At 30.4% G+C, this 13,265-nt stretch carries 19 protein-coding genes; 7 read left to right on the forward strand and 12 right to left on the reverse strand.

Annotation, left to right across the window (positions count from 1 at the left end):
* Window positions 1-150 precede the first annotated feature (150 nt).
* Complete coding sequence (locus tag Ollyesu_RS12275; RefSeq protein ID WP_279301517.1) at window positions 151-606, reverse strand: cold shock domain-containing protein; 456 nt, start codon at window positions 604-606, stop codon at window positions 151-153.
* 239 nt (window positions 607-845) lie between these two features.
* Here Ollyesu_RS12275 and Ollyesu_RS12280 point away from each other — a divergent pair, with 239 nt between their 5' ends.
* The 3 genes from Ollyesu_RS12280 to Ollyesu_RS12290 are packed head-to-tail and all read left to right on the forward strand — an operon-like array spanning window position 846 to window position 2,881.
* Entirely contained in the window at window positions 846-1,487 is a 642-nt protein-coding gene (locus Ollyesu_RS12280) for a GntR family transcriptional regulator (RefSeq protein ID WP_279301518.1), read from the forward strand.
* Window positions 1,488-1,500: 13 nt separating this feature from the next.
* Complete coding sequence (locus tag Ollyesu_RS12285; RefSeq protein ID WP_279301519.1) at window positions 1,501-2,427, forward strand: hypothetical protein; 927 nt, start codon at window positions 1,501-1,503, stop codon at window positions 2,425-2,427.
* A gap of 7 nt (window positions 2,428-2,434) precedes the next feature.
* The gene (locus Ollyesu_RS12290; RefSeq protein ID WP_279301520.1) at window positions 2,435-2,881 is read left to right on the forward strand and encodes a hypothetical protein; all 447 of its coding nucleotides are present in this window, start codon (window positions 2,435-2,437) and stop codon (window positions 2,879-2,881) included.
* Window position 2,882: 1 nt separating this feature from the next.
* On the opposite strand, the gene Ollyesu_RS12295 is transcribed toward Ollyesu_RS12290, so the two are convergent.
* A complete protein-coding gene (locus tag Ollyesu_RS12295) occupies window positions 2,883-3,800 on the reverse strand; it encodes an EamA family transporter (protein WP_279301521.1) in 918 nt (305 codons plus the stop codon).
* A 91-nt stretch (window positions 3,801-3,891) separates the two neighbouring features.
* On the opposite strand from Ollyesu_RS12295, the gene Ollyesu_RS12300 reads away from it, so the two are divergent.
* Together Ollyesu_RS12300 and Ollyesu_RS12305 are read left to right on the forward strand one after the other, a co-directional pair.
* The gene (locus Ollyesu_RS12300; RefSeq protein ID WP_279301522.1) at window positions 3,892-4,167 is read left to right on the forward strand and encodes a DUF3817 domain-containing protein; all 276 of its coding nucleotides are present in this window, start codon (window positions 3,892-3,894) and stop codon (window positions 4,165-4,167) included.
* A 46-nt stretch (window positions 4,168-4,213) separates the two neighbouring features.
* Entirely contained in the window at window positions 4,214-5,425 is a 1,212-nt protein-coding gene (locus Ollyesu_RS12305; protein ID WP_279301523.1) for a TlpA disulfide reductase family protein, read from the forward strand.
* Here the strand turns inward: Ollyesu_RS12305 and Ollyesu_RS12310 are convergent, their stop codons facing one another.
* Window positions 5,426-5,815, reverse strand: a complete 390-nt coding sequence (locus tag Ollyesu_RS12310) for a hotdog domain-containing protein (RefSeq protein ID WP_111660717.1) — start codon at window positions 5,813-5,815, stop codon at window positions 5,426-5,428. It lies immediately after the preceding gene.
* A 4-nt stretch (window positions 5,816-5,819) separates the two neighbouring features.
* Entirely contained in the window at window positions 5,820-6,707 is an 888-nt protein-coding gene (locus Ollyesu_RS12315) for a DUF72 domain-containing protein (protein WP_279301524.1), read from the reverse strand.
* A 121-nt stretch (window positions 6,708-6,828) separates the two neighbouring features.
* On the opposite strand from Ollyesu_RS12315, the gene Ollyesu_RS12320 reads away from it, so the two are divergent.
* Entirely contained in the window at window positions 6,829-7,245 is a 417-nt protein-coding gene (locus Ollyesu_RS12320) for a glyoxalase (protein WP_279301525.1), read from the forward strand.
* Between the two features lie 11 nt (window positions 7,246-7,256).
* On the opposite strand, the gene Ollyesu_RS12325 is transcribed toward Ollyesu_RS12320, so the two are convergent.
* The 5 genes from Ollyesu_RS12325 to Ollyesu_RS12345 form a co-directional block, all read right to left on the reverse strand.
* Window positions 7,257-7,937 carry a DUF2461 domain-containing protein gene (locus Ollyesu_RS12325; RefSeq protein ID WP_279301526.1) on the reverse strand — a complete coding sequence of 227 codons (681 nt, stop codon included), beginning with the start codon at window positions 7,935-7,937 and terminating at the stop codon, window positions 7,257-7,259.
* A 199-nt stretch (window positions 7,938-8,136) separates the two neighbouring features.
* Entirely contained in the window at window positions 8,137-8,298 is a 162-nt protein-coding gene (locus Ollyesu_RS12330; protein WP_279301527.1) for a DUF1328 domain-containing protein, read from the reverse strand.
* 65 nt (window positions 8,299-8,363) lie between these two features.
* The gene (locus Ollyesu_RS12335) at window positions 8,364-8,507 is read right to left on the reverse strand and encodes a hypothetical protein (RefSeq protein WP_279301528.1); all 144 of its coding nucleotides are present in this window, start codon (window positions 8,505-8,507) and stop codon (window positions 8,364-8,366) included.
* A gap of 120 nt (window positions 8,508-8,627) precedes the next feature.
* Entirely contained in the window at window positions 8,628-9,518 is an 891-nt protein-coding gene (locus tag Ollyesu_RS12340; protein ID WP_279301529.1) for a mechanosensitive ion channel, read from the reverse strand.
* Between the two features lie 204 nt (window positions 9,519-9,722).
* Complete coding sequence (locus Ollyesu_RS12345; RefSeq protein WP_279303076.1) at window positions 9,723-10,505, reverse strand: tRNA pseudouridine(38-40) synthase TruA; 783 nt, start codon at window positions 10,503-10,505, stop codon at window positions 9,723-9,725.
* An 88-nt stretch (window positions 10,506-10,593) separates the two neighbouring features.
* Here Ollyesu_RS12345 and Ollyesu_RS12350 point away from each other — a divergent pair, with 88 nt between their 5' ends.
* Window positions 10,594-11,007 (forward strand): hypothetical protein, encoded by a 414-nt coding sequence (locus tag Ollyesu_RS12350; protein ID WP_279301530.1) that lies wholly within the window; start codon window positions 10,594-10,596, stop codon window positions 11,005-11,007.
* Between the two features lie 50 nt (window positions 11,008-11,057).
* On the opposite strand, the gene hisIE is transcribed toward Ollyesu_RS12350, so the two are convergent.
* The 3 genes from hisIE to hisA all read right to left on the reverse strand — a co-directional run bounded on the left by hisIE (window position 11,058) and on the right by hisA (window position 13,264).
* Window positions 11,058-11,654, reverse strand: coding sequence for a bifunctional phosphoribosyl-AMP cyclohydrolase/phosphoribosyl-ATP diphosphatase HisIE (hisIE, locus tag Ollyesu_RS12355; protein ID WP_279301531.1), 597 nt, complete (start codon window positions 11,652-11,654; stop codon window positions 11,058-11,060).
* A 118-nt stretch (window positions 11,655-11,772) separates the two neighbouring features.
* Window positions 11,773-12,528 (reverse strand): imidazole glycerol phosphate synthase subunit HisF, encoded by a 756-nt coding sequence (hisF, locus tag Ollyesu_RS12360; protein ID WP_279301532.1) that lies wholly within the window; start codon window positions 12,526-12,528, stop codon window positions 11,773-11,775.
* A 1-nt stretch (window position 12,529) separates the two neighbouring features.
* Complete coding sequence (hisA, locus tag Ollyesu_RS12365; RefSeq protein WP_279301533.1) at window positions 12,530-13,264, reverse strand: 1-(5-phosphoribosyl)-5-[(5-phosphoribosylamino)methylideneamino]imidazole-4-carboxamide isomerase; 735 nt, start codon at window positions 13,262-13,264, stop codon at window positions 12,530-12,532.
* Window position 13,265 lies beyond the last annotated feature (1 nt).

Consider the following 13,265-nt stretch of genomic DNA (forward strand, 5'->3'; position numbering starts at 1 on the left):
GAGGTTGTTCTAGTTTTGGTTTATACAAAGTACGATAAAACTGACTTATTTAGATGTTAAAAACCGAACGATTTTCAATTATTTATTAAATAAAAAAAACCATTAAGTAAAAATTACCTAATGGCTTTAAAACTTTTATGTATTAAAAAATTATATCTTCTTAACTTTTACTGCATTCATACCTTTCATACCACGCTCTAACTCAAACGAGACTTTGTCGTTTTCTGCTATTTGATCAATTAAACCACTGACATGACAAAAATATTTCTCGTTATTCTCAGTATCAATAATAAATCCAAATCCTTTAGAGGTGTCAAAAAAGGACACTTTACCATTTCTTATTGGATCTTCCTCTTCGCCTTCCACTTTTTTAGGAACACCTAAAACAATTTCTTCTGCATCAATTTTCTCTTTCATCTCTGGATCTGGTGGAGTATCTACCAAGTTTCCATTGTAATCTACATAAGCAAATTGGATACCATCAGAGCCTCCGTTTGCTTCTTTTTCAGCTTTTCTAGCTTCCATTTTTTTGCGCTTATCTTCTCTTTTCTTTAAGCGTTTTTTTTCTTTTTCACTTTTATTAAATGTCTGTTGTGATTTTGCCATTAGCGTTATTAAATAGGTTTTAAAATGAATTCATTTAACAGAAAGTAATAAAAAGCTATGTTCTGCTTAACGATTCAATACTACTTGTGAAGTGTGGAAAAGGAAAGGTTTACTTACTTAAATGAGTTACAAAGATACTAACTTTTTAATTAATTATGTATTTAACTGATATTTAAATAATTGTGTTAAATATTTAATAATAGTATTCAAAATCGTATACGATATATTATATTTACATTATGATTATAAAAATCACCCTAAGAGATCAAATTAAAACACTACTTATCCAAAAAATGCGAGAAGGAAAACTTGTTGCAGGACAGTCTTTATCATTGGCTGGATTGGCAAGGGAATTAGACGTTAGTGTTACACCTATTAGAGAAGCTTTAACACAATTACAACAAGTAAATATTATTGAAGCTATTCCTAATAAAGGATTTATCATAAAAAATATAAGTAAAGAAGAAGCTATAAATTTATATCAATTAATTGCTACGATTGAGGCATTAGCTGTACAAAATTCTACATTTAAAACTTCTACTATAAAGGATTTAAAAAAACAAGAATCTAAGCTTAGATTATTAGAAGATGGTCTGGAGCGAATTAATGCTGATATAAAATTTCATGATATACTTATATCCGATTACGATAGTGAGATAGCTAAACAGATATTATCTGATTTAAAAACTAGAATATTTTTTTACGAGTTAGAATTTATGAAATCCAAGCACTTTTTTAGTGATTCCAACAATCATCATGAAATTATCATTAACCATATTGAGAACAATCAACTAATCGAAGCAGCAGAAATTGTTAAAGACAATTGGCTACAAATTTTAAAATTTATAAATAATGAAACTGAATCACATACTATATTTTAGTCTAGCCCTTATTATGTCTTGTCAGAACACCAACAAAGACATCATAACTTCTAATCATTTAACTAACAAAGACGTTTTAATTCCTGAATTATTTCTACCAGATATAGTAACTAATTTAAAAGATCAAGAATTTGGTTTGACTCTTTCACCAGATTGTAAAACAATTTTATTTACAAGAAGAATTGGAGACGAAAAGCAAAAAGTTTACGAAACCCGTTTTGCTAATAATATATGGTCAACTCCTGTAATTACAAGTTTTTCTACAGATAGAGACGAATCACCTCAATTTAGTAAAGATGGTAACACTGTATATTTTGGAAGTGCAAGACCTATACCTAATAGACCTAATAAGGGAAATTTTGATATGAATGTTTGGCAAACACAATGGGTTGATGGTAAATGGACCACTCCTATTCCACTACCTGAGATTATAAATAAAGTACAAGTTGAAAATGAGGAATGGCCTTCCAGTAATGTTAGCCATTTTGTGACAGCAAATGATACAACTTTTTACACAGGAACAATGAATAGAAATGACAAGGGACTTGACATCTATGAAACTTCAATTGTTAATGGAGAATTTAGTAATTTTAAAAAACTACCTAAAACCATTAATAAAGAGGATAAATGGGAGTATGCTCCTGTAATATCTGCAGATGGACAATATTTATTTTTTCAAGTTTACAATCGTGAGGATGGTTTTGGTGGCGACGATATTTTTATAAGTAAAAAAGATAAAAATAATCAATGGTTGCCATCAGTAAATCTTGGAAAACTTATTAATACAAACATGAATGAGTGTCCAGCAGCTATTTCTAGCGATGGTAAGTACTTTTTCTTTTCTAGAGATTACAAAAAAAATCCAGAAGAATATGATGGTATTTCAAGTTTGTATTTTGTAGAAACTAGAGCACTAAATTTAGATAATCTTTTTAAATAATAGTAACATGAAAAAAATATTAATACTCTCTATCTCATTGTTTATAACACTTAGTTGTCAGTCTCAAAATAATAAGGAGGACAAAAAACTTGTAGCCATGTCTGACACATATCAAAAAGCCTACAAAAAAGGGTCTATCTATTATAAAATAGGAAGCGACATTCCTTTTACTGGTACACTATATGGTAAATATGATAATGGAAATTACATGACGATGCAAGAATATGTTGATGGTATTGGTAACGGTAAATGGATTGATTTTGATCCAATGGGAAACAAAGTTTGTGAAGGTACCTATATAGATAACAAAGTTGAAGGACCAGTTACATTTTTTTACGAAAACGGAAGTGTTAAATCTAAAGGTCAATATTTAGACTGGAAACAACCTATTGGTTTGTGGACTTACTTTGATAAAGAAGGTAATGTTGTACATACTATGACATACACTCGTTAAATTACTTTCTTAATCTAGAAAATGGTATAAATTTCTTTTTAGAATTAATAAAATACACACCCAATAGTAAGATAAATGCTGCAACTAAAGATTGTGTGGTTAATTGTTCTTCTAAAACGTACCAACCTAAAAATAAAGCTATAACTGGATTAACGTAAGCGGAAGTAGCAACCTTCTCTGTAGAGACTTCTTTTAATAAATAATTAAAAGCTGTAAACGCTACAACACCTCCAAAAATTATAAGTAAAACCATTGACCATTGCGCATTGCTACTCCATGATAAAGGTGCTGTCCAAGTTTCATTAAAACTATAACTTAACACTATTAAAATCATACTAGCAATAATCATCTGGTAACCTGTAGCCACAAGATAGCTTTTAGGTAAATCAGCTTTAGACACAAAAATGCTTCCGTAACTCCAACTTAATATACAAGTAAACATTAAGGTAATGCCAATGTAGCTATCCTCATTTAATTGTAAACTATCTTGAGATACTAAAAGATACATTCCAATTAATCCCAAAACAACGCCAATTATGGCTTTAGTTTTGATTTCAAAACCATTTAAAACACGCATTAACAAAATTACAAACAACGGTTGTGTGGCAGCTATCAATGCTGCAAAACCACTATCAACATATTTTAAAGCCCAAACAAAAACACCATTGCCATACACTAAGAATAAAAAACCAATAATAACCGAGTTTTTAAATTGTTTAAATGTAATTTTTAAGGATACCTTCAGTAACAACGCGATGCACATAATTAATATGGCAGAACAAAAAAATCTAATAGATGCCAAGTAAAAAGGTGGTATTTCTTGGACTGCTATTTTATTAAGCAAATATGTAGATCCCCAAATAACATATATTGAGAAAAAAGAAAGTATAATTAATATTGATTTTCTAGTAGTGTCCATTGTAATTTATGTCAACGAAATTAACGATAAATCCAATGTAAAAATCATAATTAGCTAAACTATATTTATCTTTGTATTAAAGATATTGATTATGCTCAACACATTCCGTATTGTAGCCTTATTAGAAGGTGTCTCATACTTACTGTTAATGGCTGCAGCCATATACAAAAGACTACCTTCTGGAGACGATGTTTATGTCAAATTACTAGGTATGCCACATGGATTATTATTTGTAGCGTACATCGCTTTAGCATTTTTATTAAAACCAGAACAACAATGGTCAAGTAAAGACTTTAGTATTATTTTATTGGCATCTATACTACCTTTTGGAACATTCTATGTTGATAAAAAATATTTGAAGTCTTAAATTGTTGAATAAAAAATAGTAATATTGAATTGTTAATTCATTCACTATGAACATTTTTCCTCGACTCTCACTGCTTTTAGGATGCCTTTTACTATTAGGTTGTGATACCTTTACCTCAAAAAATCAATCGTCAATAACATCAGACACTATTAATAATACTAAAGAAGACTTAGTGCTATTAGATAATCAATATGTCATTAATGGACATAGTTTTAGCGATGCACTAACGACTGTTTACTTACACAAATTTGAAAATAGAATTCCTGTAATTATAGATTCGGTTACTGTTGTAGATAAAAAATTTCAGTTTAAAGGAGACATTGACACGCCAGATTATTACAGTCTATCTAGTAATTTAAGTAATAAACGGTTTAGGCTATTAATTGACGCTTCAAAAATTAATGTTTTTTTAAATGAAACTATAGAAAACTCGTCAAGCTACTCTTCTACACCTATTCAAAAAGATTATGCAGCTTACTCTAAAAAAATGTATAGTTTTAGAAATAAAGGGGTGGATTTGTACTATAATTTAAAAGGCGATTTTTCTAATAAAAGTATTTCTAAACTTAGGAAAGATCGATCAGCGTTGTTTAAGCAAACTGGAGAGTACACAAGACAATTTATCCAAGACAATCCAAACTCTTACTTTACTACTCTAGTTATAAAAGAGAATATTGATGCTTATGGACATCAAAAATTAAGGGAATTTTATAACAGTTTGTCTCCTGAAATTAAAAGTATGGCTTCGGTTAAAGCTATAGATTCTTTAATTATTGAAAAAGAAAATTACGTAGCAAAACCAATTCCTATTAAAGCTGAAACCGTAGCAAAAACTTATGAAGAATATAGACCAAAAGCATATAGTTTAAGCGGTAAAAACCAATATGGTGAGACCATGTCATTAAACTCAATTCCTCGTGGTAAAGTTGTGCTATTAGACTTTTGGGCAAGTTGGTGTGGTCCATGTCGTGCATCAAACCCAAATTTAGTTGCTTTGTATAATAAATACAACGCAGATGGTTTTGAAATTATGAGCATTAGTGAAGATAAAGGTCAAGCCGAATGGATAAGTGCAATACATGTGGATAACCTCAATTGGGATTATCATATTTTGGATAAAAATAAATCTATTGCCTTTAGATATGGTGTAGAGAGTATCCCATTTAAGCTATTAATAGACAAAAAAGGACGTATTGCTAGCGAGAAAATTTCTGGACGTAAGCTAGAGCAACGTATTATAGAGTTATTGGCTGAATAGTTAATTGTTCAATCTATCCTTTACAAACTCAATTTTTGTTTTTCCGTGTGGTTTTGGGTTTCCATGCTCATCTAAATTAACCATAATGATGTTGTCTACTGTTATTATGGTTTCGCGTGTACGCATGTTTCTAACCTCACAGTTTAAGGTAATAGAAGATCGTCCAAATTTTTGAACCTCCATCCCTATTTCAATAATATCTCCTTTAACAGCTTTACTCATAAAGTTAATTTCACTCATGTATTTTGTGACTACTTTATTGTTTTCTAACTGCACAACTGTGTATAAAGCAGCTTCTTCATCTATCCAAGCTAATAATTGACCTCCAAATAAGGTTCCGTTTGGGTTTAAATCTTCTGGTTTTACCCATTTTCTGGTATGAAATCTCATATATTTAAAATAAGTTTTGTTGAAAATTGTCGTTAGGAATTGTGAGATTACAACCCAACTCAGCATTTAATTGTTTAATAAAATAAGCAGATAGTAAAGGTGATTCTTTTTCAATATTTTGATGAATAAAAAAGTCTATTTCTTTTACACCTTGTTCTTTCCAAGTTTTTAGTCTTACAATCCAATCATCTAACCTTGAGTAATCACTCTCATGATTGGCTCCAACATAGCGCACAAAAGCGGTAGGATTGGTTAATCTCATGTGCATAATGTCTCGCCTTCCAGCAGAATCGACTATAATATTAGAGATGTTATTGGCTTCTAAAAGCTGATATAATTCTTCTGAAATTACTGGGTCATTATACCAATTAGTATGTCTAAATTCTACTGCTAGTGGGATTTCTTTTGGCCAACTTTCAACAAAACTAACTACTCTGTCAAAATCTTTTGGAGTAAAATTAGTATTCATCTGTAAAAAAATAGTGCCAAGTTTTTCTTTTAAATTTACAGCAGAATACAAATAATTATCCACGACTTCTTTAACATCCTGTAACCGTTTCCAATGACTAATTTCTTGATTTAACTTTGGGAAAAACTTAAAATTAGCAGGTGTTTTATCATACCATTTACTAAATTGTTCTGGTGGAAAAATACGGTAAAACGTTGCGTTTAATTCAATTGAGTTAAACTGAGATGAGTAATATCCTAATTCGTCCTTAGTACCTCTTGGGTAGAACCCTTTAAGATCTGCCCTATTCCATTTTGCACAACCAACATAGATACCTGGTACATTATCATCTTTGACAACATTTAAAACACGTTTAGTGTCTTTATGGTCTTTAGGTAATGTAAAGTCTATTGCTTCTGGGTTTTCGACACTGCCAAATTTCATGTTTAAAAGTTCTTTTGACAAAAATACAATATCCAAATTGTTAACAAAGCAGTTAAAAAGTAATTTTACCTATGTTTACATTGGTAGTTTTTATCGATATTTTTATTGAAAACAAATGATTATGACTACACGTGACAATCAACTTCTAGCTGTAAGACCTGTTATTTTATCAATTAAAATATCAGATAATATGAGTGATGACGAACGGTTTCAGAATATTACTTTACGACCAATAATTAAGTTACAAAACGATTTATTTGTAGCTGTCTTCAAAAACTACATTACAAAACATAAAAATGTATTTTATCAACTAACCATTGAAAAGCGTCTTAATTACATTGATAACGCTATACATAAAGACATAAAGTTTAGAAATAGTTTAAAGGGTATTGTCATTGGACAATTTACAACAGAAGAATATGAGCTTTATATAAAAAACTCGTCTGCCCTAAACAAACGTATGATGAATATTGTAAAGCAACGTTTACAACATAACATCCAATTGTTTGAAATGCCTGAAGTTTTAAAAGCGGTTTAGTTAATTTTTTACTACTTTATAAGTGACACTCCATTTAAATCTGTGGTTAATACCTCACTCATATAATCAAAAAATGGTCGTATAATTTTAAACGAGTTATTAACCTCCTCTAAAAAATTAGACGATAATACCTGTTTGTCTGTATATTTCTTGGTGAAAATAAATTGTTTTCTTCTAATTAAGTCAATAGCAGGATGCTCTTTATCAAAACCTTTTGGTGCTGTTTTAAGCTCGTCACCAACAAAACCTCCCCAAACAGAATTGAAGTTTTTACTATTTAGGATATCGCGCATCTCTTGATCATCCATTTCAAATTCTTTTCTAATTCTTAATAAATCTTCTTTAGAAGGATCCCAAAAACCTGTTGCAATAAAACTTTCATTATTAGGTTGAATATGCATATAGTAACCACCTCTTAATTTGGGTTTTACTCGATTAAAAGAACCACCAAAATGCGTTTTGTAAGGTAATTTATTTTTAGAGAATCTTACATCTCTATAAATTCTAAATAATTTAACTTTATCAATCTCATCGTGTTTATTTAGCATTTGAAACAACTGATTATATACTTGCTTAATCTCAGTCTCAATTTCTTTAAAAGCACTTTTATGCTCATTAAACCAGTCACGATTATTGTTTTTTTCTAAATCTTTTAAAAAAGTAAAGGTCTCTCTAGGAATAGTTTCTGTCATATCTAATATTTATTACTCTAAAATACAAAAAAGTCTCGACTGTAAGTCGAGACTCTGCTATTAATCAAATAGTATCTTAAAATGAATTATTTGATTAGGTATCTTATTTAAAGATATAATAATTATTGCGTACTAGTTTGTTAATTTTTGCTTCTAAACTAATTTTGGTTAACAAGTACGTTTAATTTATATATTTAATTTAACTTTTAACTCCACCTTTTATTAATGATAGTACAAATAATACTATAAAAATGAAGAATAAAATTTTTGCAATTCCTGCTGATGCTCCTGCTATACCTCCAAATCCTAAGATTCCAGCTATAACTGCGATAATAATAAATGTAATGGTCCAACGTAACATAATTTTTGTGTTTTAAGGGTTAGTAATAATTTTTGGTTTTTTTCTTTTTCTAGCAATTTTATTAATTAATCTACAGTGTCTTCAACATCATCTGCAACACTTTCTACAGCGTCTTCAACTTTTTCTCCTGTTGATTTTTCTTCTCTACATCCTGTAAGTACTATTGATAATGAAAACAGAATAAGAAATGTGTAAGCTAATTTTTTCATAATTTTGGTTTTAATTGGTTGTTTTGTTTGTTATTTCAAAGATGCAACAATTTAATAGTGTTCCTGTTACATCATTATGTGGTTATGTTATATAATTTGAATGTCTTTATATTAATATGATTATTCATCACTAGATTCTGACTTTTCAAGACTCAGTTTATTATCAAATTGCAACGTTCTAATTGGGAAAGGTATATTTATATTTTCTTTATCAAACGCCTTTTTAATTTCAATAATGGCTGTGCTTTTTGCTCTTATTTTTTCTAGCGAGTTTTCAGCATCAATCCAAAATCTACAAACAAAGTTTATAGAACTTCCTCCAAATTCTTCATAGAAAAATTCAACATCTTCTGGACTTTGTATTTGACTAAATGTTTTTTGTATTGTATCCTTTGTTAAAGTTCTTACCTTTTCTAAATCAGATTCATAGCCTACTCCACAATTAATCATTACTCTCATTTTTGTGGTCAGAGAGTAGTTTTTGATAGGGTTATCAAGGATAGATTTGTTAGGTATCATGACCATATTGTTATCTGCTTCCTTTATAACAAAATTCTTTAAACTAATTTCTACAACTTCACCTGCAAACCCATTGGTTTCAACCCAGTGTCCTAGTCGTATACTTTTTCTAATACTAAGTACAATTCCAGCAAATGTGTTACTTAATGTGCCTTGTAATGCTAAACCTATCACTAGACCAGAGATACCAGCTGCACCTATTAATGTTTCTAGGGTTTCACTTAAATTAAGTATTCCTAAAGCAAGGAAAAAACCTACACCTATGACTATTACTGCAGTAATCTTAGTAATCATTCCTACTAAAGAGTCTTGATGAACCTTTTTAGAAACTATTTTACCTACTAATCTTGAAACATATCTAGATATGTAATAAAAAGCTATAAGAACTAAAATTGCGATTATTAGATTTGGAATACTTTTGATAAAAGCATTAAACCATCCTTCTAATTTGTCTGATAATAATTCTAAAGCTTTATTGAATTTGTCTTGCATTATTTTTTATTTATGGTTAATTATTTGATTGGTGTACTTGTGTATTGTAATTTATTAATACAAAGATGCGTCATAAATCAAGTCAATCTGTTATAAGATTCTTTAAGATTGTTACACAATTTCAATAATAGCGTATAAACAAAGGGCTCTTAGATCTTAAATGGGAAAAGTTAATGGGTAAGTGATGTCTATAATTAATATAGACTATTCAAATTCGATTGAATTTAATATTAATCCTGAAGCAGGAGCAATATATTGCATATTGTATTTATAATCAGACTTTAGACTAGCTTCAATATCTTCTAAAGTGCGCTTGCCTTGACCCAATTCTATCAAAGTTCCCATCATCAATCTAATTTGATTACGCATAAAACCTTTACCTCTAACACGAAGGATGTAGCTTTTTTTAGGAAAGAAATTAGCTGTGTAAATAGTGTTTTCAACTAGTTCACACTGCATAATTTCTCTGTTGTAAATACCATTATCTGTTGGCTTGTAGCAATATGCTCTTAGGTAATGCTTACCCTCAAAAAGTTTTGCACCTTCTTTCATTAGATTAATATCTAAATCGTCTAATATAGTCGTTAATATTGGTGCGCAAAACGGATGAAATTTGTCGCCAAAAGCAAATAAATATAAGTATTCTTTGATTTTGGAATGCTGAATGATATTAAAGTCTTTATCGACTACTTTAATAGCTAAAGCACGAATATCTTGAGGTAAATTGTAATTAAATAATGTTAAAAACGCATCAAAATCTTCGATGGGTTCTTCTAAAAAAAGCTCGAAAGCTGCACTTTCTGCACTTACCATAGCATCTGTACGACCTGAGGTTAGAGTTTTAAATTTCTTTTTTTCTAAAATGAAATTTAATGTGCGATCTACCATTAAGTGCAACGTTTTTAGATTAGGTTGCTTCTGCCAACCATGAAATCGATAACCTAAATACTGAATAGTAATAACGTAGAAAAACTTTTTTTGCATAATACAAATTGAATGTCGAAAATACAGTTTTAGTGAGCATCTCGCAAAATTTTTATAAATTGAACGCTATTAACTAACTAAATATAAAATTATGACAACTACACAAAAACCACCAATTTGGTTTTGGATCGTCGCAGCTATTGGACTGATCTGGAACGGAATGGGTGTCAATGCCTATTTACAACAAGCTTACAACACAGAGAGTTTTAGAAACATGTATACTGAAGAACAGTTAAACATTGTAGCAAACACACCTGCTTGGGTTACTGCTGCATTTGCAATTGCAGTTTTTGCAGGATTTTTTGCTTTTGTTTTTATTCTATTACGAAAAAAACTAGGCTACACACTAATGATATTATCACTTTTAGCTGTGATTGTACAAATGAGCTATTTATTAATCAATGACTACGTCAGTAGTTTAGTAATGACTATTATGATTATAGTTTTTGCTATAGTATTTGTTATATTGGCTAGACTATTTGTTCAAAAAGGCTGGATTAGATAATAAACTTAACAGAAATAATAAAAAGGCATCATCATTTGATGCCTTTTTTATTATTCTCTTTCTTTTAATACAGTGACTACGTCATTAAACTTAAAACCCTTAGCTTGAAGCAACATTAGGTAGTGAAACAATAAATCGGCACTTTCATTTAAAAATAAATCGTCGTTATCGTCTTTTGCTTCAATAACCACTTCTACTGCTTCCTCTCCTACTTTTTGTGCAATTTTATTAATTCCTTTTTCAAATAGCGAAGCTACGTAAGATTTAGTCGTGTCTCCAGCTTTAACTCTAGATTCTATAGTATTTTCTAATTTTGAAATAAAACCGAAACTTTCAGAATTAGTGTCACTCCAACACGTATCGCTTCCTTTGTGGCATGTTGGTCCTTTTGGATTAACTTGTATTAATAATGTGTCATTATCGCAATCTAGTTTTATTTCTACTAAGTTTAAAACATTACCACTATCTTCACCTTTAGTCCATAAGCGGTTTTTGGTTCTGCTGAAAAAAGTAACCAATTTGGTGTCTTTGGTTTTATTAAACGCTTCTTCATTCATATAACCCAACATCAATACATTTTTTGTTATTGCATCTTGTATGATTGCTGGTACTAATCCATCTTTGTTTTTATTGAAATCTATGTTCATTTTTTTTGTTTTGTCTGGTCGAGCGCAGTCGAGACCTCTATATTTCAAATAACCTCTCGACTGCGCTCGAGAAGACATTAATTTTTATGAAATGCTGAAACGAATTCAACAAGACGGTTTATAGTCGTACTGCTATATTATTATCTCTTAATGCTTCTTTTAAATCTTTAATTTCTATTTCTCCAAAATGAAACACACTTGCAGCCAATGCTGCGTCTGCTTTCCCTTCTTTAAAGGTATCTACAAAATGTTGCACGTTTCCTGCTCCACCTGATGCTATTATTGGAATATTTAAAGTTTCAGAAAGCATAGCTAAAGCTTCGTTTGCAAAACCTGCTTTGGTACCATCGTTATTCATGGATGTGAATAATATTTCACCTGCTCCTCTACGTTCAACCTCTTTTGCCCAATCGAATAAATTTAATTTTGTTGGAATACTTCCACCTGCTAAATGCACCATCCATTCTCCATTAATTTGCTTAGCATCTATAGCAACGACAACACATTGGCTACCAAATTTATTAGCTAATTCATTAACCAATTCTGGACGTTTTACTGCTGAAGAGTTTATAGAAACCTTATCTGCTCCAGATTTTAAAAGCTTATATACATCTTCAATAGACGAAATTCCTCCACCAACTGTAAACGGAATATTAACGTGTTCTGCTACTTTTAAAACCATATCAATCATGGTTTTTCTACCTTCTAAAGTAGCCGAAATATCTAGAAATACCAGCTCGTCTGCACCTTTTACTGCGTATTGTTTTGCTAATTCTACTGGATCTCCAGCATCACGAAGGTTTACAAAATTAACACCTTTAACGGTTCTTCCGTTTTTAATGTCTAAACAGGGTATAATTCGTTTTGTAAGCATATTATAAAAATCGTTCTAGTTCTTTTAAAGTGATTCTGTTTTCATAAATCGCCTTACCAATGATGACACCTTCACAATTAATTTCTGAAAGCTTTTCTACATCTTCAATAGTTGTAACGCCTCCTGAAGCTATAAGTTTTATAGACTGACCAGAACTACCATTGGTACACTCTTCAATGATGGTTTTATACAGGTCTATTGATGGTCCTTCTAACATTCCGTCTTTTGAAATGTCTGTACAAACCACATATTGAATGCCTTGTTTTTGATACGCTTTTATAAACGGAATTACCTCTAAAGTACTTTCTTCTAACCAACCACTAATGGCTATCTTTTCGTTTTTACAATCTGCTCCTAAAATGATTTTTTGAGAGCCATATTTACTAATCCAACGCTCAAACGTATCTCTGTTTTTTACAGCAATACTTCCTCCTGTTATTTGTTTTGCTCCAGAGTTAAATGCTGTTATAATATCGTCATCAGACTTTAAACCACCTCCAAAATCTATTTTTAAATTAGTTTTAGAAGCCACTAGCTCTAAAACTCGGTAATTTACGACATGAGAAGCTTTCGCACCATCTAAATCGACCATATGTAAATACTCGATTCCTGCGCCTTCAAACTGTTTTGCAACCTCAAGTGGGTTTTCATTATAAATTTTAGTGGTATTGTAATCTCCTTTTGTTAAGCGTACACATTTACCGTCTATGATATCTATTGCTGGTATTATTCTCATG

Origin of the sequence: Olleya sp. YS (assembly GCF_029760915.1) — a bacterium.
Lineage (GTDB): Bacteria > Bacteroidota > Bacteroidia > Flavobacteriales > Flavobacteriaceae > Olleya.

Excerpts from the sequence above, each read along its gene's own strand:
- Ollyesu_RS12275 (WP_279301517.1), bottom strand. The coding sequence starts at position 606 with ATGGCAAAATCACAACAGACATTTAATAAAAGTGAAAAAGAAAAAAAA.
- Ollyesu_RS12280 (WP_279301518.1), top strand. The coding sequence starts at position 846 with ATGATTATAAAAATCACCCTAAGAGATCAAATTAAAACACTACTTATC.
- Ollyesu_RS12285 (WP_279301519.1), top strand. The coding sequence starts at position 1,501 with ATGTCTTGTCAGAACACCAACAAAGACATCATAACTTCTAATCATTTA.
- Ollyesu_RS12290 (WP_279301520.1), top strand. The coding sequence starts at position 2,435 with ATGAAAAAAATATTAATACTCTCTATCTCATTGTTTATAACACTTAGT.
- Ollyesu_RS12295 (WP_279301521.1), bottom strand. The coding sequence starts at position 3,800 with ATGGACACTACTAGAAAATCAATATTAATTATACTTTCTTTTTTCTCA.
- Ollyesu_RS12300 (WP_279301522.1), top strand. The coding sequence starts at position 3,892 with ATGCTCAACACATTCCGTATTGTAGCCTTATTAGAAGGTGTCTCATAC.
- Ollyesu_RS12305 (WP_279301523.1), top strand. The coding sequence starts at position 4,214 with ATGAACATTTTTCCTCGACTCTCACTGCTTTTAGGATGCCTTTTACTA.
- Ollyesu_RS12310 (WP_111660717.1), bottom strand. The coding sequence starts at position 5,815 with ATGAGATTTCATACCAGAAAATGGGTAAAACCAGAAGATTTAAACCCA.
- Ollyesu_RS12315 (WP_279301524.1), bottom strand. The coding sequence starts at position 6,707 with ATGAAATTTGGCAGTGTCGAAAACCCAGAAGCAATAGACTTTACATTA.
- Ollyesu_RS12320 (WP_279301525.1), top strand. The coding sequence starts at position 6,829 with ATGACTACACGTGACAATCAACTTCTAGCTGTAAGACCTGTTATTTTA.
- Ollyesu_RS12325 (WP_279301526.1), bottom strand. The coding sequence starts at position 7,937 with ATGACAGAAACTATTCCTAGAGAGACCTTTACTTTTTTAAAAGATTTA.
- Ollyesu_RS12330 (WP_279301527.1), bottom strand. The coding sequence starts at position 8,298 with ATGTTACGTTGGACCATTACATTTATTATTATCGCAGTTATAGCTGGA.
- Ollyesu_RS12335 (WP_279301528.1), bottom strand. The coding sequence starts at position 8,507 with ATGAAAAAATTAGCTTACACATTTCTTATTCTGTTTTCATTATCAATA.
- Ollyesu_RS12340 (WP_279301529.1), bottom strand. The coding sequence starts at position 9,518 with ATGCAAGACAAATTCAATAAAGCTTTAGAATTATTATCAGACAAATTA.
- Ollyesu_RS12350 (WP_279301530.1), top strand. The coding sequence starts at position 10,594 with ATGACAACTACACAAAAACCACCAATTTGGTTTTGGATCGTCGCAGCT.
- hisIE (WP_279301531.1), bottom strand. The coding sequence starts at position 11,654 with ATGAACATAGATTTCAATAAAAACAAAGATGGATTAGTACCAGCAATC.
- hisF (WP_279301532.1), bottom strand. The coding sequence starts at position 12,528 with ATGCTTACAAAACGAATTATACCCTGTTTAGACATTAAAAACGGAAGA.
- hisA (WP_279301533.1), bottom strand. The coding sequence starts at position 13,264 with ATGAGAATAATACCAGCAATAGATATCATAGACGGTAAATGTGTACGC.